The organism is Dyadobacter sp. BE31 (assembly GCF_031457695.1).
Lineage (GTDB): Bacteria > Bacteroidota > Bacteroidia > Cytophagales > Spirosomataceae > Dyadobacter.
This window is the reverse complement of record NZ_JAVDXA010000002.1, coordinates 1,543,713-1,566,704: the sequence shown is the minus strand read 5'-3', so window position 1 is coordinate 1,566,704 and position 22,992 is coordinate 1,543,713. Positions and strand designations below refer to the sequence as shown.

The following is a 22,992-nucleotide window of genomic DNA, read 5'->3' as shown; positions in this document are numbered from 1 at the left end:
CTGCTCTGTCTGGTTTTGATTAATATTTAATTAACATGAGTTTTTTGGATATATCTTATATCTGGCATAGAAAAGCCGTCCGTTCAGAGCAAAGCGACGGTCTGCAATATAGGATACGAAGTAGGTGAGATAGCAAGAAATATGTCCGCCGGAAAGCTGGTTATCAGTACGTTCCGGCGGATCAAATGGTAAAATCAAACGAGCAGTTCTTTCACTGCGAGCCCCTTGCCGTCGGGTGTTGTATAGAACGGCCGCTTCTCGATTTCATATTGGGTATCCGGTGGAATGCCCAATGCATGATAGATGGTTTGGTGAATGCCATCCACCTTCACCGGATTTTCGATGGTCTTGCAGGGACGTTCGTCGGCGGTTTTGCCATAAACGAAGCCTTTTTTAATGCCGCCACCGAACATCAGCATTGAACAGCCGTCGGTGAAATGGCGGTGCATGCCGTAGAATTTGAGGTCGGAAAGAATGTCGGGTTGGGCAACCTGCTCCTTCACTTTGGCATCCGGGCGGCCTTCCACCATCATATCCCGACTAAATTCGCTCGCGAGTACGACCATCGTACGGTCGAGCAGGCCTTTCTCATCGAGGTCTTTAATGAGCTGGGCAATCGGGCCGTCGATCTGTTTCTTCATGTCCTGCAAGCGGGTGTGCCCGTTTTCATGCGTGTCCCAACCCTTGAACGGTTCGTATTCCGTGGTCACGCTGATGAAGCGCGCGCCTTGCTCCGTCAACCGCCGGGCGAGCAGGCAGCCGAGACCGAAGCGTCCGGTATTGTAAATGTCGTAGCTCTTTTTAGGCTCGGTACTCAAATCGAATGCTTTCGACTCCGGCGAGTTGAGCAATGCGTAGGCCTGTTCCATCGACCGTTTCAGCGACTCGCGCTGGTAATCGCTGCCGAACTCTCCTACCGGACTATTATTGATCAACTCATTGTACAATTGGTTCCGGCGTTCGAATCGTTTCGCGTCCATACCTACGGGCGGGCGTACGCTTTCGAGGCCCTGGCTGGGGTCGGGAATGAAGAATGGCCCGAACTCGTTGCCGAGGAAACCGGCCGTGTGAAATGCCTTCAGCTCTTCGGCTTCTCCTACCGTGAACCGCTGGCCAATGTCAATGAATGCCGGGATCACCGGGTTTTTCGGCCCGAGCTCCTTGGCGATCCATGAGCCGATGTGCGGCGCAGCGACCGTTTGCGGCGGCTCGTAACAGGTGTGCCAGTGGTACTGGTGACGTGAGTGCAGGATGTGGCCCATGTCGGCTGCAACGTACGAGCGGATGAGGGTTCCCTTGTCCATCACCTGCCCTATCGACTGCAAGCCATCCGAGAAATGGATGCCGTCGAGCTTCGTGGGGAACGATTTGAATGTGCTCAAAACGCGGTTGCCCTCCATGTCTTTTTCGAACGGCGTGTAGGCTTTCGGATCGAAAGTTTCGGTGTGCGCCATACCGCCGGCCATCCATAAAAGTATCACTGTGTCCGCCGAAGAATTGGCTCCCGCCTTGCCCCGGCATGAGGTAAGCAGGTTTGATATAGGCGCTCCCGCTGCCAAAGCTGCCATCGTAGCGGCGCTGGCACGTTGCAGAAACTCCCTCCTATTCCATTGGATATTCATTGCTTTGTTTATTTTAAATGATTGTATTTCAATAATTTAAATCTACATGCTTTTTATACTTTAAGTACTTTTAATATTTATAAATAATACTAAAAATTTAATTCTTTATATACATTATAAATATTCCGTCTGTATTGAAAGTCTTATTCGTTTGATATTATAAATACGTTTTATCTGTATTCTACATTTAATATATTAACTGAAACTCGGGTACCAGGGCAATTGCCCAAACCAGGTCCTGAATGCCTTCCTCGCTTGGCGTCGGACCGAGGATTTTCTTCGCGGCTGCGAGCTCCTTTGGTACCGGCGAACGCCCCAATGCCTTCCGGTAAAGTGCCGTCACGAGCGAGTCGGATGTTGGGTATTGCGACTTCCAAACCTTCGATCCGGCTTTGAGCGTTTCGGTGAATTTCGAGCCGTTCGTAAGTTCCAATGCTTGGAGCAGGTTGGCCTGCGAGGTACGACTGGTACTTACCGTCTCGCGGTTCGGGCGGCCGAGCGAAGTAAGGAATGGATCGTTCTTCACAAACGCCGCGCGCGGGAATGGCAGCCGCGACCGGATATCCTCTGGAAGCTTCTTCAATGCAAGCGATGTGTCTGCATACATCGGTGTGAAGCTCGTGCTGATCGCGTCGGCGAACTGCTCGGCGGTAAGTCTTCTGCGCACCATGCCGGTAAACTTGAAATCGTTCGCCATAATATCCCCGGCTTCTTTCACCGATGTCGACGGTAACTGGTAGGTCTTCGAAGTGACGATCGTATAGATGAGCTTTTTGATATCGTAGCCATTCGTCACAAAGTCGGATGCCAGCCAGTCGAGCAGGTCCTGGCTCCAAGGTAAATTGTCCATCGCGTCCACCGGCTCCACAATGCCGCGCCCCATCAGCTGTGCCCACACACGGTTCACGAGCGTACGGTATAATCTTCCGTCTTTCGGCTGCACGAGGAAATCGGCCAACTGGCGTAGGCGTTTTTCAGTGCTCGCGTTTACTTCGATTTCGCCCAACTCCGGATAAAGAATGCGCGTTCCGGCAATTTTGCCCGTAGGCTTGTCGCAGCGGTTGATTTCGAGCAGGGTGTCTGCGAAAATGTTGGCGAATGCGTAAGCGTCGGCCAGTTTCCAGTCGCTGATGAAACTGTCGTGGCAGGAAGCGCATTTAAGGTTCAGACCCAAAAACACCTGGGCCACATTCTGGGCTGCCTGCATTTCGGTACGCTGGCTGGAATTGATCGTTCCGCGCCATTTGATACCTTTGATAAAGCCTTCGGATTCCTTATTGGGGCTGATCAGCTCTTTCACGAACCAATTGTAGGGCTTGTTGTCCAGCAAACTCGCGTAAAGCCATTTGGAAATACCGAACCGTCCGCCGGTAATGTAGCCCGTCCCGTCGTAATCGTTCCGGAGCGCATCGTTCCAGAACGTCATCCAATGCTGCGCGTACGCGTCGTTCTGGGAAAGAAGCTCTTTCGCAAGTAACTCACGCTTGTCGGGGCGGGTATCCGCCACAAATGCATCGACCTTTTCCGGAGGTGGAAGCAGCCCGATAATGTCGAGGTAAACACGACGAATATAAGTGCGGTCGTCCACAACAGGTTTCCAACTGCCTTTGTTCTTTTGGAAATACGCATTCACAAACAGGTCGACAGGCTTGTTGAGGTCGGCCGTGGCAGCGGGTACCTGAGGCGTACGCGGGGCCAGCTCGGCCACGCGATAAATGCTTTTTTCTTTGCCATCGGGCCACGGAGCGCCTTTTTCGATCCAGAATTGAAGCAATTTTACCTCCTTCTCGGTCAGGCGCTTGCCTTTGGTGGGCATCGCTTCCTTGTGTCCTTTGGGCAGTGAAATCCGGCGGATCAGCTCACTTTTGTCGGGATGGCTCGGCACTACCACCACGCCGTGCTCGCCGCCTTTCATAATGGCTTCCTTGCTGTCGAGCCGTAGCTCGCCTTTCATTTTGGTTTCACTGTGGCAACTGTAACAGTTGTGCGCCAGGATCGTTCTGACTTCCACATTAAGGTTTTGTATTTGTTCAGGGGTTAATGCGCCGTTGTTAGTCAGCACAAAATCGGCCTCGGTCTCGCCCTCAGGCTCCACGGTTTTATCAGCACCGGGTAGCACGCTCGTGAGGTAATCTTCGCCGTGCGTCAGCATGGCGCCATAATGGCCTGCAAAAGAAACACCGAAAACGGTGGTAAGAAGCAGCCCGCGGAAGAGGCTCCTGCTACCGGAACGCAATGTAAATGCCGTGACGAGTGAAAGTACCATCGTGGCAATTCCTGCCCAGCGGTGAATTTCGAGATTGGTACCGCTGGAATCTTCGGAGCTGGCGAGAAGCAGACCGAATGCAACGGCTAGCACTGCGCTTCCCGCGCTCACCCACGTGATAATGCGCGTACCGTCGCGCAGGACGGTCGATTTATGCTTCCAGTCGATGAGTTCAAAAAGCAATGCAATGCAGAGAAGTCCAATGGGAAAATGGACCAGTAAAGGGTGCAATCGTCCTAAAAATTGCCAAAGCCAGAAAGTTTCGGTTGTTTGGAGTAACACAAGTTCAAGGGGTTAGTGGTTCAGGAATACCGGCGGGGATATTCCGCAATCATACAATACTAAAATGCAGCGAAGTAAATAGTATCCTGTGCTGTCTTGCTATAAATGAAAAATATTCATGATTTTCTAAAAAGGTTTATATAAAGAACATTCGATATACCGAATTGATTATTAAGGTTATAACGATCTATTTCTCGGATTAGTTATAAAATTTAATAGGAGAGACATATCTGATGCCTCTCCTGTGCATTGAAAGCATTCAGCCGATCAGTAACCCGGATTCTGGGTTAGTTTGGGGTTGATCAGGATCTGCGGTGCCGGTAAAGGCAGGAAGTACTCATTCTCGGTATAGACGTAGTCCGTCGAGTTGAATGGCACATTGCCTCTGTCAACCGTCGGTTTTGCACGTTCCTGCGCCCCGTGCGCATTCATAAACGCGGCCCATTCGGCCGGTGTTTTGGTCCTTTTAAGATCAAACCACCGGTGGTTTTCGAATGCGAGTTCCAATCTGCGCTCTTTCAAAACCGCCGCTCTGAATGCCGCCTTGTCGGCGATAGCTAGGTCGGCAAGGCCGGCACGTTTGCGGACCTGGTTCACATATCCCAATGCTTCCGCAGTAGGCCCGGATTGCTCGTTGATAGCTTCGGAAAGCATTAACAATACATCCGCATAGCGCAGTACAGGCCAGTTGGTGTTAGTCCGGTTCACGATGGTATGCGGGTAATTGTATTTGGCCACATAAGGCACGGGATATACCTTGCCATCGAGGGTGAAATCCGGTTTCAACGACAGGTCTTTCCGCAAGTCGCCTTTTTCATAGGCGGCCATGATGTCGTTGGTAGGGACATTTCGACCACCGTTCGAACCTGCTGCATAGCCAGTTACTGCACCTTTGGAAACTCTTGGCGCAAATACATATTCGAAGTTGCTCCATTCTCCGAGGTCGTTATCACCCTGGTATTGGATTTCGAAAATGGATTCGACACCGTTTTTCTTGGCTGGCGACGGATCGAAGTTGTCGGCATAGTTTGCATTTAATGCGTAACCAAGCGCGGTAACTTCTTGCAGCGTCGTGACGGCTTCGGCGTACTTTTTCTGCGTCAGGTACGACTTGCCCAGCAAGCTTAATGCGGCGCCTTTGGTGGCACGGCCTTTGTCTGCGGCGGCGGTGTACTTGGCCGGCAATGCAGCGGCCGCATCTTTTAGGTCCTTTTCAATCTGAGCCCAAACGTCGGCCTGCGGTGAACGCACCAGGTCGAATGCGGGGTCGGGTGTGGCGAGCGTAGAGGTGACGATCACTACATCTCCGAAGTATTGCACCAAATTGAAATACAGGTAACCCCGCAAGAATTTGAGCTGTCCTTCCACCTCTTTCCGGCCGTTGTCGCTCATTGTAGCGTCGGCCATCTTTTGCAGCGTCAGGTTGCAGTTGTACATGGTGGCATAATAGTTATTCCAAAGCGTGGCGATTTCACCGTTTCCTGAGTTCACCGTGCCGAATTCAAATGCTTCCCAGCCGCCTGCCCCACCGCGGTCGGACGGGTTCAGGTCAATGGTGGTATTGTCTGTCTGAAATTCCCCAAATATATACCCCGTGTTGGTAAGGGTCTGCACCTGGCTGTAAACGCCGCTCAGTGCCTGTTTTACCTGTTCTTCATTTTTATAGAACACATCCACACCCACTTTGGTCGGGTCCGTCTGATTAAGGAAATCTTCGCTGCATGACGACAGAAACAGTGCAAGCGCAATTCCGAGTATCGTTACTTTTTTCATCTTCGCCAATTTTAGAAGTTAACTTTAATACCCGCGGAGAATGTTCTAGGAACCGGATACGACTCATCGTCGTTGTTCAGTTCCGTTCCGCCGCGCACACCTGCATCGGGGTTGTTGCCCGGATACTTCGTGATCAGCAACAGGTTAGCCGCATTGATGAAAATGCGCGCATCCGACAGGATACCGTCCACTTTGGGAAGTGTATAGCCGATCGTTACATTCTTGATCCACGTATGGGTGCCGTCGTACACGTAGCGCTCGCTGCTCTCGCGTGACCATTTGAAATAATCGGTACCTCCCTGTGAGTTCTTCGCATTCGGATTCGATCCGGGGTTTTCAGGGGAACGCCAGCGGTCTTTGGCCTTTTCGAGCACGTTGAAAACGCCGTCCATGTTCATGGTTGAGGCCTCGATGTTCCGGTAAATGTCGAATTTGTAGGCACCCATCAGCAATATGCTCACGTCGAAACGTTTGTATTCCGCGCCGACGGTCCATCCCCAGTTGAATTTCGGGTTCGGATTACCGATTTCGGTCATATCCTTGGTGTCGTAAGATACGATCCCGTCCGGACCTCCGTCAGGTGCACCATGCAAGTCGGCAAACTTCATGGCGCCCGGTACGGCTCCTTCCTGCAACGGAGCGGCGTCGATTTCTGCCTGTGTATTGAAGATACCCAGCTTTTTATAACCGAAGATCATACCGATAGGCCGGCCAACCTGCTGGATATTGTAACCGCCATACTGGCTTCCTTGCAAAATGAAGTCGTTCTGACCCCGGATTGCCAGGATTTTGCTGCGATTGAATGTAATGTTTGCATTAGTCCGGAAATTCACCTGGCCGAGTTTCACGCGATAACTACCGGCGATCTCCACGCCCTGGTTCTGTACTTTTCCGAGGTTTTTCAAGGTCGAAGTAAAGCCTGATACGGCAGGTATGTTATAACCCAGTAACATATCATCCGTGATCTTTTTGTAATACTCCACCGTGAAAACCAGTCGGTTATTGAATGTCGAGAGATCGAGACCGATGTTCAGCTGGTTGGACTTTTCCCAGGTGAGCTCAGAATTTGCAAACCGCGTAACCGTCTTACCCGGCGACAATGTGTTGTTAAAAACATAATTGTTCAGACCCAGGAATGCAAGGCTCGCATAATTACCGTCATCACCCGCATTTTGTCCGGTACCGAAATTGTTGTTGGCAGTTACCTGATAGGTGTTGTTTCCGGTCATCCCCCAGCTACCCCGGAGTTTCAGGTCGGTTAGCCAGGCTGCTTTTGGAATAAATGATTCCTCCGAAAGCCTCCAACCCACGGATACCGCAGGGAAGTTGCCGAATTGGTGTCCTTCACTGAAACGTGAGCTTCCTTCGCGACGGAAGGATGCCGAAAGAAGGTAACGATCTTTAAATGAGTAGTTCAAACGTGCCAGGTAAGCAAGCATGGTCCATTTACGTTCCATGGAGTTGGACGAACGGATCGTGGCATTGCCTAGGAACGGCGCAAGGTCGTCCGGGAAGGTATTGCCCGAGCCATACAAACCTTTTACGACCTCCTGCTGGGCAGTGTAGCCGAGCATGGCGTCGAGGTGGTGGTTTGCCCCAAAATTTACGTTGTAGGTAAGCAGCTGATCGGCAGTATAGTTGCGCAGCTCTTCCACGTCGTCACGCTCGCTCGCAATGCGTGGAGGGGCGCCATTCGTACCGGTTGCAATCGCGAGACCGATCGTTGAAGGAACATATTCTTTGTACTTGTTATAATTGATTTTCGCGTTCACCGAGGTTCTGAATTTCAGGCCTTTGGCGATGTTGAAATCAATGTAACCATTACTAAGCACGTCGGCGATATTCCTGTCGCGATTGATCGCTTTGAGCAGATACAGCGGGTTAGGAAAGCCGAAAATGTCTCCGACCCCATTGTAATACGGGATCAGTTCTCCCTTTTCATCGTACGCGGGATAACGCGGGTCGCTGATGAGCGTCAGACCCACGAGCGCGCTGCGGCCGTCCGTAGCCGCGAGGCTCGACCGGGAGTAGCTTCCGGCGATATTTACGCCCATGGAAATGAATTTGTTAATGGCTCCCGAAAGGTTGGTGCGCACTGATGCACGGTCGTAATCAGTGTATTTCAATGCGCCGTCTTCCTTATAGTACCCGATGGAAACCATCGATTTGATCGGCCCTTTTCCGGACGATAACGACACGTTAATGTCCTTGTAAGCTGCATTGTTGTGTAGTATCAGGTCAAACCAGTTCGTCGAGTACTTGGTATCTGCCGGGTTACGAAAGTCAAGAGGGATTTCCTCGTTCGTAGGCTGGCGTTTGTTGGCGAGCACAAATCGTCCGATGAAAACTTCCTTCTTGAACTGAGCGAAATCCTGCCCATTCAATACCTTGGTTTTGCGACCGTCGGGGACGTTTTGAATACCGTAGTCAATGGATACATTCAGGCTGGTCTTTCCTTCCTTCGCCGATTTTGTGGTGATTTGAACTACCCCATTCGAACCCCGGGCACCGTAAATGGCTGTCGAAGCTGCGTCTTTCAGAATTGTGACGTCTTCAATGTCGTTCGGGTTCAGGTTTTGGCCAACGGAAGTTCCCACGGGAAAGCCGTCGATCACATACAATGGGTCGCTACCGGCACCGAGCGAGCTGATACCGCGGACCTTTACTTCGAACTGCTGGCCCGGCGTGCCGCTTTTCTGTTTGATGATCACCCCTGGCGCCTGTCCTTGGAGCATCCGGGTGACATTTGATTTAGGGACTTCACCAATGTCATTCATGTTAATGTTGGATACGGCAGAGGTAATGTCGCGCTTGCGCTGGCTACCATAACCCACCACTACCACTTCCTCCAATGCTTTGTTATCCACGGCTAGTTGAACGTCCAAAGACGTTTGATTTCCCACTGTAATCTCTTTTGGTACGTACCCGACAAAAGAGAAAACTAAAACGGGGCTGCCTGATTCAGGTACATTGATGGTGTATTGGCCTTCGGCATCGCTCACAGTTCCGGTGCTGGAACCTTTCACAATAACACTTACACCCGGAAGCCCGGCGCCATTTTCATCGGTAACTTTCCCGGCCAGCGACCGGTCGGCGGTCACCATGATCGGGTCCTTCTTAAAGGCTGCTGTTGCCGGGGCTTGATAAAAGCCAGCAAGCGCAACACCGAACAATACCTGGCCAAGCATCAGCTTTCGCAGCGGACGCAGCCCGGTATTGAATCTTACTTGTCGAGATTGATTCATACGTTCAGGATTGGAATAGTTAATGATTGATTAAGTAAAATGGGTTTCATGCTTGTTTTTTTCCATAGGCAGCTGTTTGGGGTGGAACATCATGGCCGGGATGGCCGGAACAGAACAATAAAATTCAAACATATTGCCGGGAGACAAAATGTCTGGCTTTGAAGTACATACCAACGATCATGCTTGATATGTACAATTAATGATTTGAATTATATCATTTTCACAATAGTATCGGTATTTGAATTCCATACTATCCTGTGCTGTCCGGTATGCTATCAAAATTGTGAGTAAGACACAATTAAATTATCGTTGACCTGGCAGCGAGAGATTTAACAGCACCTTAAAGTGGTAGCTACATTGAGGGGAGTTGGTGCCCCGCATTTGCGCTGGTCACGCTTTAATGCGGGGAGATCGGGATGGCTTGCGATTTTCCATGGCGTCACGTTTCAAACGGTAAAGTGACGGTCATAGTCATACGTTCCGAATTTTCGATGCCGCTGGCCGGCATCGAAACGAACATGAGCCTAAAATGACAGCGGAGAGCTGTTCTTACTGATTATTGAATTTTATATTCGCCTTTTTTATCCCTGTTTAAATTCCTGAAAAGTGCCGTCAGAATAAAAAATAAGCACTTTTTCGATCTTTTTCTCCGGCAAAACGACCGGCTTCTCTTTGGCGACAATCGGCTGTGCGGGCTGCGGAACGGAAACTACCTTTTTACGCGATTCTAAGACGGGTTCCGGAATCGCCACGGGAGTCGTTACCGGCAGCGGCTCGTCATCGAGGATCCAACTGATGCCCAGGTCGGGAAAACGCTTTACTATTTTCTGCACCATATCCAGACTTGGCTTGTTTCTCCCGGCAAGTATATGCGACATACTGGATCGCTGTATCCCTATTTCGTCAGCAAAGAGCGACGGGGTTATATTTTTGTCAACTAGTATCTGTTTTATCTTATCGGTGAGATCCATATGGTTGTTTACAAATGTGATTACAAAAGTAAATCGCGTAAACCAAAATTGCAATATAAATATGTAAACCATCGCAGCGATATGATTTAAATAAGTGAATTTGTTAAATTTATATAACTAAATAATTGCAACTAACACATATTTACATTCTTAAATACCTAATTCCGGGCAAAAAAATAAGTGCGGCACAAAGATTTCATGCCGCACTTAGATTGCGTTATTCGGATGTATTTCCCGGGAGCTACACCGCTACGCTATTGTCGCGAAGCGCGTCGTTCAGGGAAGTTTTGAGATCTGTGCTTGGTTTACGCTTGCCGATGATCAATGCACACGGCACGTGATAAGTACCCGCCGCGAATTCCTTAGGCAGTGTTCCAGGGATTACAACTGAGTCTTCTGGTACATATCCTTTATATTCGACAGGCTCGCTGCCGGTAACATCGATGATTTTCGAACTTCCTGTAATCGTTACCCCTGCGCCCAAAACGGCCCTTTTTCCTACACGGGCACCTTCTACCACGATACAACGAGAGCCAATGAATGCACCATCTTCAATAATTACAGGAGCCGCCTGGACTGGTTCGAGCACCCCTCCTATTCCTACCCCGCCACTCAGGTGAACGTTCTTGCCGATCTGTGCGCAGCTTCCTACGGTAGCCCAGGTATCAACCATTGTACCTTCATCTATGTAGGCGCCAATGTTAACGTACGATGGCATAAGCACCACGCCTTTGGAAATATAAGCACCATAGCGAGCCACAGCAGGCGGAACAACTCTTACGCCAAGCTGCTCGTAGCCGGATTTTAGTTTCATTTTATCATGGTATTCGAAAATCCCAACTTCGCTCACGTGCATTTGTTGGATTGGGAAGTAAAGAATGATCGCTTTTTTTAGCGCTTCATTAACAATCCATCCTCCATTAGCATCGGGTTCTGCCACGCGCAGTCTGCCTTTATCAACCTCCTCTATGATATCGCGAATAAAATTCTTTGCCGATTCTTCTTTCAGTAATTCCCGGTTTGCCCAGTAATTTTCAATTTGTTCAGTAAAATTCATGTTAAAGTATAGAGTTAATAATAATCATTTAATTGTATGTAAATCAATGAGTTATGAAGAATGGTGAAATAAAAATAACGAATTGATTTATCGTGCAAAAAGTAGCCTTGCGAGCAGGAACTACAACGCAATATTATAGGTTAATAACATAGAATCAAAGCAAAACAAATAGAATAAAACCGTGCTATATACTATTGTATTTAGTAAAATGAAACATAAAAATGCTAAATTTTCATGTAATCCAATACTAATTTACTAATTTGAATATCTTTTCTGCGAAGGCAGTCTAATTTGTTATATTTCCCGTATATACTTTTCATCCGCATACATTTTTATTAATATTGCGGCTGAAATAACCAATCTACCTCGATATGTCAAAAGTAAAAGTTGCAATCAACGGATTTGGCCGCATCGGTCGCCTTGTTTACCGTCAAATCTATAACATGGAGGGCATCGATATCGTAGCCATCAATGATTTGACAAGTCCAAAAGTGTTAGCACACCTCCTCAAATACGATACTGCACAAGGACGTTTCGATGCAGATGTTAAGTCTACCGACAATTCAGTTGTCGTAAATGGCGAAAACATCGTTATCTATGCACAACGCGATCCTTCGCAAATTCCCTGGGCTCAGCACGATGTTGATGTAGTTCTTGAATGTACTGGCTTCTTCACCAGCGCAGAATCTGCAAGCGCACACATCAAAGCGGGTGCTAAAAAAGTGGTTATCTCCGCTCCTGCTACCGGCGACCTGAAAACAATCGTTTTCAACGTAAACCACAACATCCTTGATGGATCTGAAACGATCATCAGCGGTGCTTCTTGTACAACCAACTGCCTTGCGCCGATGGCACAGGTGCTGGAAGAGAAATTTGGTATCGTAAACGGTTTGATGACTACCATCCACGCCTATACCAACGACCAGAACACCCAGGATGCTCCACACCCGAAAGGTGATTTGAGAAGAGCGAGAGCTGCTGCTCAGAACATTGTTCCTAACAGCACCGGTGCTGCAAAAGCGATCGGTCTTGTATTGCCTTCATTGAAAGGTAAACTCGACGGTTCTGCTCAGCGCGTTCCAACACTGACAGGTTCATTGACTGAATTAACAGTTGTTTTGGGTCGCGAAACCAGCGTTGAAGAAATCAATGCTGCCATGAAAGAAGCTGCCAACGAAAGCTACGGCTATACAGAGGACGAAATCGTGAGCAGCGATATCATCGGTATCAACTACGGTTCATTGTTCGACGCAACTCAGACTCGCGTACAGAAAGTAGGTGACGTTCAGCTTGTTAGAACTGTTTCATGGTACGACAACGAAATGTCTTACGTGTCTCAGCTTGTAAGAACTGTTTACTACTTCGCTGGCTTGATCCAGAAGTAATAACATACTTAATATGAAATGGCCCGTTCCGGCAAATGCTGGAACGGGCCATTTTCTTTATTGCTCACACTATACGAGCTCTGCTTTGATGTACTTAATGGTATATCCTTTTGCCGTGAAAATGCCTTCATAATGCGTGCGCACCCCATGATGCTCATCCAGCAAATGCGACTGGTACAAGTCGTACGTATGCTCTACAATACGGAAGTTGGGCGCCTCTGCGAGCGTCTGCAATGTGTATTCGTAAAGGAAATCGCTGTCGGTTTTGAGGAAGAACATGCCTCCTTCTTTCAAAAATGCCGCGTATTTGGCCAGGAAACTGGGGTTGGTGAGCCGGTATTTCTCGTTCCGGTCACGCACCTGAGGATCGGGATGAATGAGCCAAATCTCACTTAATTCTCCTTCCCCGAAAAACTCCTCCGAATATTGAATACCCGCCCGAAGAAACGCCACGTTCGACAAATTCTGTTCGGTAGCCAATGCACTCCCACGCGCGATCCGGTCACCCTTGATATCGACGCCGATGAAGTTCTTGTCCGGGAATTTCTTGCCCAATCCAATCGTGTATTCCCCCTTACCGCACGCCAGTTCCGCTACAATCGGGCTTTCGTTGTTAAAATATAGCTTATTCCAATTGCCTTTTATTTCCGAGTAGAGCGGTTTGCCCGCCTGAACTACATTTTCTGCCTGCTCACTAAACCTGTAATGATGTAACTTTCTTCTTGCCATTATACTTGTATGCTCTATAAACTTTCAATATCTGCGACTACAAAGGTACTACCACCGACGTAAATTGCATCAGTCGGCGACGAATCCCTGACAGCTTCTTCCAGCGCTTCGTTCACATTTCCGAAGGTCTTTCCCACCAAACCCTGTTCGAGGGCCCTGGATTGCAGTTCTTCCGCCTTTAATGCACGCATATTGGAAGGTTCGCAGAAGTAATAATCCGCATCCTTCGGAAACAGCGACAACATAGTCGAAATGTCCTTATCGCCCACAAAACCTACCACAAACCGCTTCCTTCCCTTGCAAACAGATTCAAATTGGGCCAAAGTCATGGTAAGACCGGCGGTATTGTGTGCCGTATCACAATAAACGTCAGGGTTTTGGCGCAATTGCTGCCATCGTCCTTTCAGACCGGTGATCGCGCTTACGGCTTGCAGCGCCCTTTTTACCGAATCGTCGGTTATTTTCCAGCCTTTTGAAACAAGCACATCTTTGGCAGCCCATACTCCGGCAATGTTCTTCAACTGGTACGAGCCGGTCAGGTCAGTCGCCAGGCCTTCCGAAACAATCCTTCGGGAAGCCTTTTCTACCACATCGACGAGCATTTTCCCCCCGGAGACTTTATCAAACTTCACTTCGAATGCATTGGACGCAAACGTCAACGGCGCATTCGCCGCCTCGGCAGCCGCAGTCATTACGTCACCAATCTCTGCATTCTGGTATTCACTGACTACCACCGGGATACCGTTCTTGATAATCCCTGCCTTTTCGCCGGCAATTTTGCCCAGCGTGTCGCCCAGGAATTGCATGTGGTCGAAACTGATATTGGTAATAACCGACAATTCCGGTGTGATCACATTCGTCGAATCCAGCCGCCCGCCCATACCCACCTCAATCACCGCTACGTCTACACGAGCTCTCTGGAAATAGGAAAAAGCCATAGCCACAGTCACTTCAAAGAAGGAAGGAGATAATCTATCAATGTTAGATTTCTGATCGGCAACAAACTCAACAATGAATTCTTCGGGTATACAGGCGCCATTTACACGTATGCGCTCGCGAAAATCCTTTAAATGAGGTGAAGTGTACAGTCCTACGCGGTATCCCGACTCTTGCAGGATCGCTGCAAGCATATGGGACGTGCTTCCCTTGCCGTTCGTGCCGGCGATATGGATGGTGGGATATTTATCCTGCGGATCGCCCAGGGCCTTACACAATTCCCTGGTAGTATGAAGGCCCGGCTTGAAAGCACGGGCCCCGATATTCTGAAAAACCGGCAATCTGTCGTACAGATATCCGATCGTTTCCTGATATGTCATTTAATTATTAACGTGAACGTATTTTAAAAGTGATAGTACCGATCGACTCATCCGGTACATTGGCCGATTTCGGCACGAAAGTGAGGTCTCTGACGGCGCTCTTGTATTTGTTGACGACCGCATAATCCGTAACGGTTGTCGCCTGCGTAATCACGCTTTTTACACGGCCATTTCTGTCGACCGTAATTTTGAAGGTAATATCGCCCGTAGCATCCGAATTATCGTCTACAACCGGTCTTCTGGACCAGCTCCAACCCGAGAGGTTAAGTCCCACGTTGGTTCCGCCGCCACCGCCTTCGCCTTTGTAGGTTTTGGCAAAGAGGCTGCCGGTTTTGGATCCTTTGTCGCCTACTCCTTCTGCGTCGTCGCCATTGTTGTTACCTCCAATACCGGTTTTCGTGCCATTGGTACCGTTGCTCCCCGACTTGCTACCGGATGATTTGCTGAATAATGCATCCTTGTTAACAGCCTTTTCAGGAGCTGGTTTTGACACTGGTGCGGAAGCATTCTCGCTACCCGTCGATTTTTTCACGTCAGTCTTCTCCGGGGCCTCCACCGGGCTCTCTACCTTCGAAGTGATCGCGGGCTTCTCAGCAACCGTTTTTGTGGGCTTTGGCGACTCTATTTTAGGCGGTGTAGGAGGTGTCGGCTTCGGTGTAGCAACCGATTTCACTTTTTTGACTTCTTCTGCATCCGCTTTCATGTTCTCTCTTACCTTGCTGTCATTGGGCTTATTGTACGTCTGCACGTCCCCTCTACCCACTTTGCTGGTTCCGTAGTTCACTTCCACAAACAACTCCATGGGTTCGACTTTCGGAAGTGATGAGCTAAGACGGATGAAAAAGAATATACCCAGCATAGCCGCGGTAATCCCAAAGGACCACGCCCATGATATTGCGATTCGTTGCCGGTCTTCTGCCTGTAATGTGATCATTTATCAAAAAATGGGTTTTCTTTCGGAAAACGTAAAAGTAGTAAAAAACGTATGCAACAAAAAAGGAGGCCAACTGACCTCCTTTCTGTATTTCCAGGTTTAGAACCTTATTTTTTCTTGAAAACCCAACCTGCTTCGCCGATAACTTTTTTCAGCTCGTTGGAAGCGCGGTAGGCATCCGATTCATTGTCAAACCCATCCACTGCAACCTTTACTTTCTTGCTGCGCTCGTCTCCGGGGATGATCAATGCTTTTGTAAATCCTTTCTCTGTGAGCTGCGCGAGCAAAACATTTGCCTGTTTGGTGCCTTTGAACGCACCGGCGATCACGTAAAACTTCGCCGACGATACTTCCACAGGTTTCGGCTCCGCAACGGCAGGCAACGTAGTCGGTACGGTTGTGGCGGTCTCTACTGTATTGGCAGGTGCTGAATCTACCGGCATTGAATCGACTTTCGCGGCAACCGCTTCGGTAACCGGCTCTGGTCTCGGTGACTCAACTTCCTCGTTCTTCACGATGGTCGTTTCAGCGGCCTCTTTACGGCTAAACATTTCCGAGAACGGGTTCAGCGTGCTCTTGATGTATTCATTCTCTGTATTGACCAGAAAAAAGCTCAATCCGCAAAGCAAACCCGCGATAACCGCTGCTGCCGCCCAGCCTGTCCAGCGACGTGGCCGTGCTTCGGTTTCCAGCTCAACCACTTCAACGTCGTCGTTGATGTATTGTGCCGAGTTTAATGCAGCTACCGGACGGGCCTGTGCCACAACTGCTTTGATCTTCTCAAAGCCATACCACTCGTCTTTAAAGTACTTACCGGTGTTAGGTTCGAACACCAGCTTGCCTTCAACATTCTGTTTGAACTCACCAATACCCGCAATGCTGGCTGCACCGTTGATGTCAAGGCCGGATCTCAGGCGATCGGTATACGCCCTGATATACTCCACTGCATCTGCATGCGTCACTTTCTCATGGCGCGAAATGTAGTTCGCCAGCAGGCCATCATCCAGTTTCAGATACTCATTAAACGCCAGTCTTTTGACAGGCGGCGCGAAAATACCCGAATTACCATCATAAACCGCTGGTACCTGATGCGAGAGCAAGGCACCGAAGCCGGGAATGATCACGAATTCGTATTCGCCTATGAGTTTCCGGATGACTGTTTCGACTGCTATCATGAAGCAAAGTTTGGTGTTAACTGAGCGAAGTTAAAAAGAAAAAGACAATCCCGCAATAAAGTTCAGGCCCTGCTGAGGGTAGTATTGATACCGCTGGTAACGTTTACCTAATACGTTGTTCAGGTTCACAAATGCAGAGAAGTTCCTGGTTAACAGGTAATCAATTTTAAGATTCAGATCTGCGATCACCGGTAGTTTGGTCACTTCTCCGGTCTGAAAATTTTTCGCTTTCAGGCCTCTCAGCATATAAAAATCCGCCGTTACAAAGAGCTTTTTACTGATCGTAAGAGCATTGAACCAGTTCAAAGTAAGGTCGGGGCGATGCCAAGGTTCTTCCACCTTATCCACGGCGTAGTCGAAGAAATTGGCTTTCAACGACGTTTTGAACAACTCATTGAAATTATAGCCGGCTTGCGCGGAAATCGTCAGCACTTTGGTTTTACCCGGATCGAAAATCGCCGAGAAACGGGAGGTATCGGACAGCGAGTTATTGTACGAATAGAAGTTTCGGTAAGAAGTGTAAGCCACCTTACCCTCGTAGTTGATACCTGTGCCGGTTTCGCCTTTAACACCTGCGCTGATATCCGAAGTCTTTTCGGTATTCATCACGAGCACGTTCGGCCCCAGCCATTGGTTTTCACTCAGCATGCTTTTTAGCGTATTCCGTACGATATCCCCATTCCAGCCTGCAAAAATATGCACACCCGAAATAGGGGTTACATCCAGATTTACAGCCGGAAACGCCTTTGTGCGATTAATGTCCAGCTGGCTATCCGTCTCGTTAACAGCGTTAATACCCGCCGAAACCGAGAACATATCGTTCACATACTTGAACGTAGGTTTAACACGGAAGAGGTTACGGTTGTAGGTAAAATAGTCGACACGTTGCGATACGTAAGCGTCGGCTTCCAGCAATGCAAAGAACGTTTCCGAAATGGGTACGGAAGCAGTTAGGTTAGTGCCCCAATCGATTTCCGACGCATTATAGCGGTCTTTCAGGCTGTTCAGGCTCGTTTTAACGGAGTAATCCACGAGTACAGAGGCGTCCGTATTCTCAAAGCCCAGGTTGAACCCAAACTGGTTGAGCGTCTGCCGGATCGTGTCCCGGTCCACTACCACACCTTCGGGCTGCGGCTTGTAGCCGTAGAAGTAGTAGTTTTTGCGGTCAAAGTTGAAGCCTGCATCGACTTTATACTTCTCGCGGATATACTTCCCGCCGATTTTAAAACCAGTGGCTGCATTAGCCGAATTTTTACCATCCACAGGACCATTAGCTGCCGAAAGGTGTTTCAGCTGCACGGTATAAGCGAGATCTTCCTTGGGCCTTCCACCCACAAACAACTCCCCCAGAAAACGGCCGTAGTTGCCACCGCCGGCCTTCACGTAGTTATTCAGCACATCGGGCTCGTCCTTGCGGCTCTGTTCGTCCGAAGATGCGGCTACCGCCGGTGTCAGTTTCGGGGAAGCGATATTGATTTCCGGGTCAATGATCTGGTAAGAAACCTTCTTTTTCCCGGTTTCGCCCTTTACAGGCTGCACTTTGTCGAAAACCCGGTCGGCCGGGGCAAATTCTATGCTTTTGTCTTTTAGAATCTCGTATGTCTGACTTTCAATCTCTCCTTTTTGCGCAACCGCGAACTGGGAAGAGAAGCCCAGCGCCAGCAAAAACAGGGAGGAACGTAATATCTTGGAATGCGTCATGGTAACGGGTTTTTCTGTTTAATGAAACCGTAATTCACGGGTTACTTTTCAATTTTGTTCAACTTCTCCTTGGCCATTTCAACCGCCTCCTTATCATCGGAATTCTCAATAATGGAGTTAAGCGTCGCCTTCGCCTGAACCTTCTCGTTCATGCCCACGTACACATCCGCAAGCAGAATGAACGAGCGTGCGCGCCAGAAGTCGTATCCCTCGAAATTTTTACCCATATCAATGATGGCAGTCTCCGCTTCCTTGTATTTCTTCTCTTTGTAGAGCACCATGGCCGACCAATAGGCTGCTTCCGCACCAAATTCATCCTTCGACGACGTCGACACTTTCTTAAACTCCTCACCGGCCTTTTTCAAATCACCTTTTTCATAAGGTACCTTTCCGAGGTAAAGGTGCGCCTTACCGAGACTGGCCGGAACGATATTACCCATATTGATGATCTCTTTCGCGTAGTAGAGCGTCGAGTCGTAGCTTTTCAGGGTGAAATAGGTGTCCATCAGGCCCGTCCATGCAGTTGCCTGGTCCTTCTTGTTTTCGGCATTGCGCGAAAGCACACGGAAGCTTGTTACCGCATTGTTGAAGTTACCGCGACCAATTTCCAGCTCAGCCGAACGCTGCGCCGCTGCTCCTACGAACTGCGAGCGATTTTGTTGAACCACTTTAGCGTAATACTGAAGTGCTTCATTCACGCGGTTAGTCTTGTCATACGATGACGCAATGAAGTACGTAGCATCGTACTGGTGCTTGCTGGCCGGGTAACTTTGCAGGAAAGCCTGCAATGCAGTAATCGCATTGTCGTATTTCTCTGCATAGTACAGGTTGCGCACGTTATCGAACTCCACACCTTCCAGTTTCTCGTTGCCCGGGTTATTTTTACGCACAACGCCCAGCACCTGGTTGAACTCTTCCGGACGCCCTACCGCCGAATAGCTCTCCTGGATACCTTCCAATGCACTTTCCGCAGATGGTGAATCGGAGTATTCGGTCAGGATCTTGCGAAAATCGACGATCGCCTGTTCGTACACCTGCAAGTTGTAATACGACTGCGCCCGACGCAGCAATGCAGCCGGAATGAGCGTACTTTTAGGCTTCTCGTTGATCATCCGGGTAAAGCCCTTCACCGCCGCCGAATAGCTCTGGTTCTGGAAATCGATGTCGGCGAGCTGGAAATAGGCATTGTCCAGGTGCTTCGACTGCGGATATTGGCTGATCAGCAATTCAAACTGCCGTTTCGCTTCTGCCTCGCGGTTCATGTACACATATGCGCGGGCCTTTTGAAACAATGCATAGTCCTTGTCTACCTTACCTTTCGCTGCTACCTGCTCATACGTGCGGATGGCCTCGTTGTAGTTTTTGGCAGCCAGGTAGCAGTCCGCGAGCCTTGCGTGCGCATCTTCGATCATATCTGCTTCCATTCCTTCGATGTTGTTGGTAAAATCGCGGAAATAGGGCAGCGCCTGGCTGTATTTTTTCTGGTTATAATAAATATAGCCCAAGGCATACAGGCTCTTCTTTGCATAAATACCTGCTTTCGGGTTCTTGGCGATCTGATTGTACAAGGTGGCCGCTTCGTCCACTCGCTTCAAACCGTATACCGACTCTGCCTTATAAAATGATGCCGAGTTGAAGAGCTCCACATCGATCGGGTATTTCAGCGACTTCTCGAACATCTCGATTGCCGGCTCAAAGCGTCCGGCATTGAAATCTGTCACACCCTGGTTGTACGTAAGCCTCTGATAGGTACTATTTATTTTAGTATTACGCGATTTCAGCCCCTCAATGTACTTTATAGCCGCCGAACTATTGCTGGCACTGGCATATCCTTCGGCCACCAACTCAGTCGCTTCTTCGGTATGCTTGCTTTCCGGGTACTTCGCCATGTAATTATTCAGCTCTTTTACGGCATCGGTGTTATTACCGAGTTCCAACTGCACTTTTGCATGGTTGTAGGTCGCTTCTTCCTTCACTACCTGGTTGAAGTCCAATGATGCAGCATTGCCAAACGACGTTAAAGCATTACTTAAATTAGTCGTCTTTAAGTTGCTGATTCCCAGTATATATGAAGCATATTGCGAAACAGAGTCCTTGCCATTCCCGATTGGCTTTAATGAGGCAATTGCGCCCTCAAAGTTATTATTTCGGAACTGCGCGTGACCGTAATGCAAAGCGACTGTCGGCGGTACTGCCCCCGGTTTCATGCGCTTGTAACGCTCGTACGCCTTTACCGCATTAGCATAATCTCCCTTCTCGTAATACACCTCTGCCACATACAATGCGACATCGTCCAATTTGGTGTTGCCCCGCTGTGCACCGAGAATCCGCTCGCCATAGGCAAGGAGCTCATCAAACTTTTTAAGCTGGTACAGCGAAGAAATGATCCAGTTAGGGGCCTCATTCTTATAATAGGGATGCTCCTCGATCCGCTTGAAATCCTGATAGGCTTCCTCGAAGTTATTTTTCTGGTAATTGATGACGCCGGCATAAAAGGAAGCATCACCCGCATTCTCAAAACCCGCCTCCGTCTTCACTTGATTGAACAATGGCAAAGCCAGATCGGGCTGCTTGCTATTATAATAGGACATCGCAAGCCGGTAGGTACTTTCAAGCTTCCCCGCCCCTGCCCCGGGCAGATTTACCGCCTTTTCGAGGTAGGTAATGGCCTTTTCGTAATTACCGCTTTCGTAATAATATTTACCCAAATCACTGTAAATAAGCTGCGCTTTGGGATGTTCCGCATGGTTCTTGACAAACCTGTCAACCTGCACTTCGGCCTCGGGGTAGTTCAGATAAAGGCCTGTTACAGCCACGTAATACTCGGCCGTAACCTTGTTGTAATCGCTCGTGCTGAGCAACTTATCCTGCGAATTCAGAAATTCGCCGAATTCCTGTCTCGCAGCCACGTAATTGGACTTTGCGTAATATTCGAGGCCGTTGCGAAAGTGTGCTTCCGGCTCCGTAATACTAAGCGTATTCTGGGCTACTACGGAAGACGCGCCTACACATACAAACATGCCGATGGTGGAGGCGCTGCGTTTAAAAACCATAGATACTGAGTTGGTGGAGTTTTGAATTAAGTTTTTGTGGTCTGCCATATCCTGATAAAAGAATATTTTGGTCCTCACTTACCGCTTAAAATTGTTTGCTATCTAACGAAAAGCGCTTTAAAACCGTATACGTCTGCTTGTCAGAAATACGCCGGAAGCGCTAAAAAAGCACATTATTCCGGATGAGTGTGCCATTGAAATCGTCGTGCATGGCGTCGAAACGGGAAGCGACGGCTTTCGTGAAAGCCTCGTCCATACAAGCTTCAAGCTCGTCGGTGGACGCAACTTCATAATCGTCGATTTTGTAAGTTTGCTCATACATTCCCGATTCGATCTTAATAATGTACTTGCTGTTCCATTGGTAAAGACCGATTTTGTAGCGAGGGTTAGGGATGTCCTTGATGTACCTCATAACTGGTGTTCTTACTATTACTAATTATATGTTATTCAAATTCAATAATTTAATACAGCTACTTTTTTTAGTACTAATATTACTAAACTGTACAAGCCAGAGCAAAAAAGATGCCGCTGATTTTTTCCTGAAAGGCAATCAGGCTCTCGGGCAAAAGAACTATGCCGAGGCATTGAGGCTGTACGACGAAGCGATTGCCAAAAATGCAGATTTTTCAGACGCCTATCTCAACAAGGGGATAACTTTGTTGAAATTGGGCCGGGTTGAAGATGCCTACGAGGTTTTGACAGAAGCGATCCGCATCGACCCTACGTTGACACAGGCAAATCTCGTGCGGTCGGAATCAGCACTCGATTTGGGGCGTTTGAAAGAAGCTCGGGAAGATTTATCGCAAATAGAAAAGCAATACCAGGACTCTACCCGCTTCCATCTGGTAAAAGGCAACCTGCTCGACGCCCAGGGTAACCCGTCACTTGCCATTCCTGAGTACGATGCTGCGCTCCGGTTAAGCAAAACCAATGTGGAAGCTTATGTGAACCGCGGTGCCGTGTATTACCGAATGGGATCCTATGCCGAGGCCCAGTCGGATTTTGAAACCGCCGTGGCCCTCGACCCCGCACAACCCCAGGCACTGAATAACCTCGGGCTTATTGCCTCAAAAAACAAGCGCTGGCCGCAAGCCATCGGATACTTCGATCAGGTGCTGAGCCGCGACCCAGCCGAGCCGTATTCACTCAATAACAAGGCTTACGCATTGCTGCAAACCGGCAAGGGAGAAGATGCACGTATATTGATCGAAAAGTCGCTGGATAAGCTGCCAAAGAACGGTTATGCGCTGCGCAACCTGGGAATCTATTATCAGCAGAAAGGAAATACCTCGGAGGCGCTGAATGCCTTCAATAAGGCTATTGAAATTGCCGAGCCTGTGGAAATGCTCTACGGATTGACCGGGCAGGCTTATATGGCACAAAAAAACACCTCAGAAGCTTGTAAAATATGGAAGCAGGGAGTCGTCTTGAAAGACTCCCTGGCGATGGCAGAGGCCGCTAAATATTGCCGCTAAACGAAACT

At 48.8% G+C, this 22,992-nt stretch carries 15 protein-coding genes; 2 read left to right on the top strand and 13 right to left on the bottom strand.

The features are described from left to right. Positions 1-194 precede the first annotated feature (194 nt). From J2Y43_RS15170 to J2Y43_RS15145, 6 genes are all read right to left on the bottom strand, one after another. Positions 195-1,622, bottom strand: a complete 1,428-nt coding sequence (locus J2Y43_RS15170; protein WP_223409656.1) for a DUF1501 domain-containing protein — start codon at positions 1,620-1,622, stop codon at positions 195-197. A 187-nt stretch (positions 1,623-1,809) separates the two neighbouring features. Next, positions 1,810-4,119, bottom strand: coding sequence for a DUF1549 domain-containing protein (locus J2Y43_RS15165; RefSeq protein ID WP_309984037.1), 2,310 nt, complete (start codon positions 4,117-4,119; stop codon positions 1,810-1,812). A gap of 318 nt (positions 4,120-4,437) precedes the next feature. Beyond that, a complete protein-coding gene (locus tag J2Y43_RS15160; protein WP_309984034.1) occupies positions 4,438-5,943 on the bottom strand; it encodes a RagB/SusD family nutrient uptake outer membrane protein in 1,506 nt (501 codons plus the stop codon). 11 nt (positions 5,944-5,954) lie between these two features. Next, positions 5,955-9,188: a TonB-dependent receptor gene (locus tag J2Y43_RS15155; RefSeq protein WP_309984032.1), complete on the bottom strand. Its 3,234-nt coding sequence runs from the start codon at positions 9,186-9,188 to the stop codon at positions 5,955-5,957. Positions 9,189-9,769: 581 nt separating this feature from the next. Next, entirely contained in the window at positions 9,770-10,159 is a 390-nt protein-coding gene (locus J2Y43_RS15150) for a helix-turn-helix transcriptional regulator (protein WP_309984030.1), read from the bottom strand. 241 nt (positions 10,160-10,400) lie between these two features. Further along, a complete protein-coding gene (locus J2Y43_RS15145) occupies positions 10,401-11,216 on the bottom strand; it encodes a 2,3,4,5-tetrahydropyridine-2,6-dicarboxylate N-succinyltransferase (protein ID WP_223409647.1) in 816 nt (271 codons plus the stop codon). A 371-nt stretch (positions 11,217-11,587) separates the two neighbouring features. Here J2Y43_RS15145 and gap point away from each other — a divergent pair, with 371 nt between their 5' ends. Then, complete coding sequence (gene gap, locus J2Y43_RS15140; RefSeq protein ID WP_309984026.1) at positions 11,588-12,601, top strand: type I glyceraldehyde-3-phosphate dehydrogenase; 1,014 nt, start codon at positions 11,588-11,590, stop codon at positions 12,599-12,601. Between the two features lie 69 nt (positions 12,602-12,670). Here the strand turns inward: gap and trmB are convergent, their stop codons facing one another. From trmB to J2Y43_RS15105, 7 genes are all read right to left on the bottom strand, one after another. Next, entirely contained in the window at positions 12,671-13,330 is a 660-nt protein-coding gene (trmB, locus tag J2Y43_RS15135) for a tRNA (guanosine(46)-N7)-methyltransferase TrmB (protein ID WP_309984024.1), read from the bottom strand. A 14-nt stretch (positions 13,331-13,344) separates the two neighbouring features. Beyond that, positions 13,345-14,646 carry a folylpolyglutamate synthase/dihydrofolate synthase family protein gene (locus J2Y43_RS15130; RefSeq protein ID WP_309984022.1) on the bottom strand — a complete coding sequence of 434 codons (1,302 nt, stop codon included), beginning with the start codon at positions 14,644-14,646 and terminating at the stop codon, positions 13,345-13,347. Positions 14,647-14,653: 7 nt separating this feature from the next. Further along, positions 14,654-15,580, bottom strand: a complete 927-nt coding sequence (locus J2Y43_RS15125) for a hypothetical protein (RefSeq protein ID WP_309984020.1) — start codon at positions 15,578-15,580, stop codon at positions 14,654-14,656. Positions 15,581-15,687: 107 nt separating this feature from the next. Then, on the bottom strand, positions 15,688-16,755 hold the full coding sequence (locus J2Y43_RS15120) for an SPOR domain-containing protein (protein WP_309984018.1): 1,068 nt from the start codon (positions 16,753-16,755) through the stop codon (positions 15,688-15,690). A 30-nt stretch (positions 16,756-16,785) separates the two neighbouring features. Further along, positions 16,786-18,456, bottom strand: coding sequence for a TonB-dependent receptor (locus J2Y43_RS15115; RefSeq protein WP_309984016.1), 1,671 nt, complete (start codon positions 18,454-18,456; stop codon positions 16,786-16,788). A gap of 41 nt (positions 18,457-18,497) precedes the next feature. Next, positions 18,498-21,509, bottom strand: coding sequence for a tetratricopeptide repeat protein (locus J2Y43_RS15110; protein WP_309984014.1), 3,012 nt, complete (start codon positions 21,507-21,509; stop codon positions 18,498-18,500). A gap of 160 nt (positions 21,510-21,669) precedes the next feature. Next, entirely contained in the window at positions 21,670-21,921 is a 252-nt protein-coding gene (locus J2Y43_RS15105) for a hypothetical protein (protein WP_309984011.1), read from the bottom strand. 28 nt (positions 21,922-21,949) lie between these two features. On the opposite strand from J2Y43_RS15105, the gene J2Y43_RS15100 reads away from it, so the two are divergent. Further along, positions 21,950-22,984, top strand: a complete 1,035-nt coding sequence (locus J2Y43_RS15100; RefSeq protein ID WP_309984009.1) for a tetratricopeptide repeat protein — start codon at positions 21,950-21,952, stop codon at positions 22,982-22,984. Positions 22,985-22,992 lie beyond the last annotated feature (8 nt).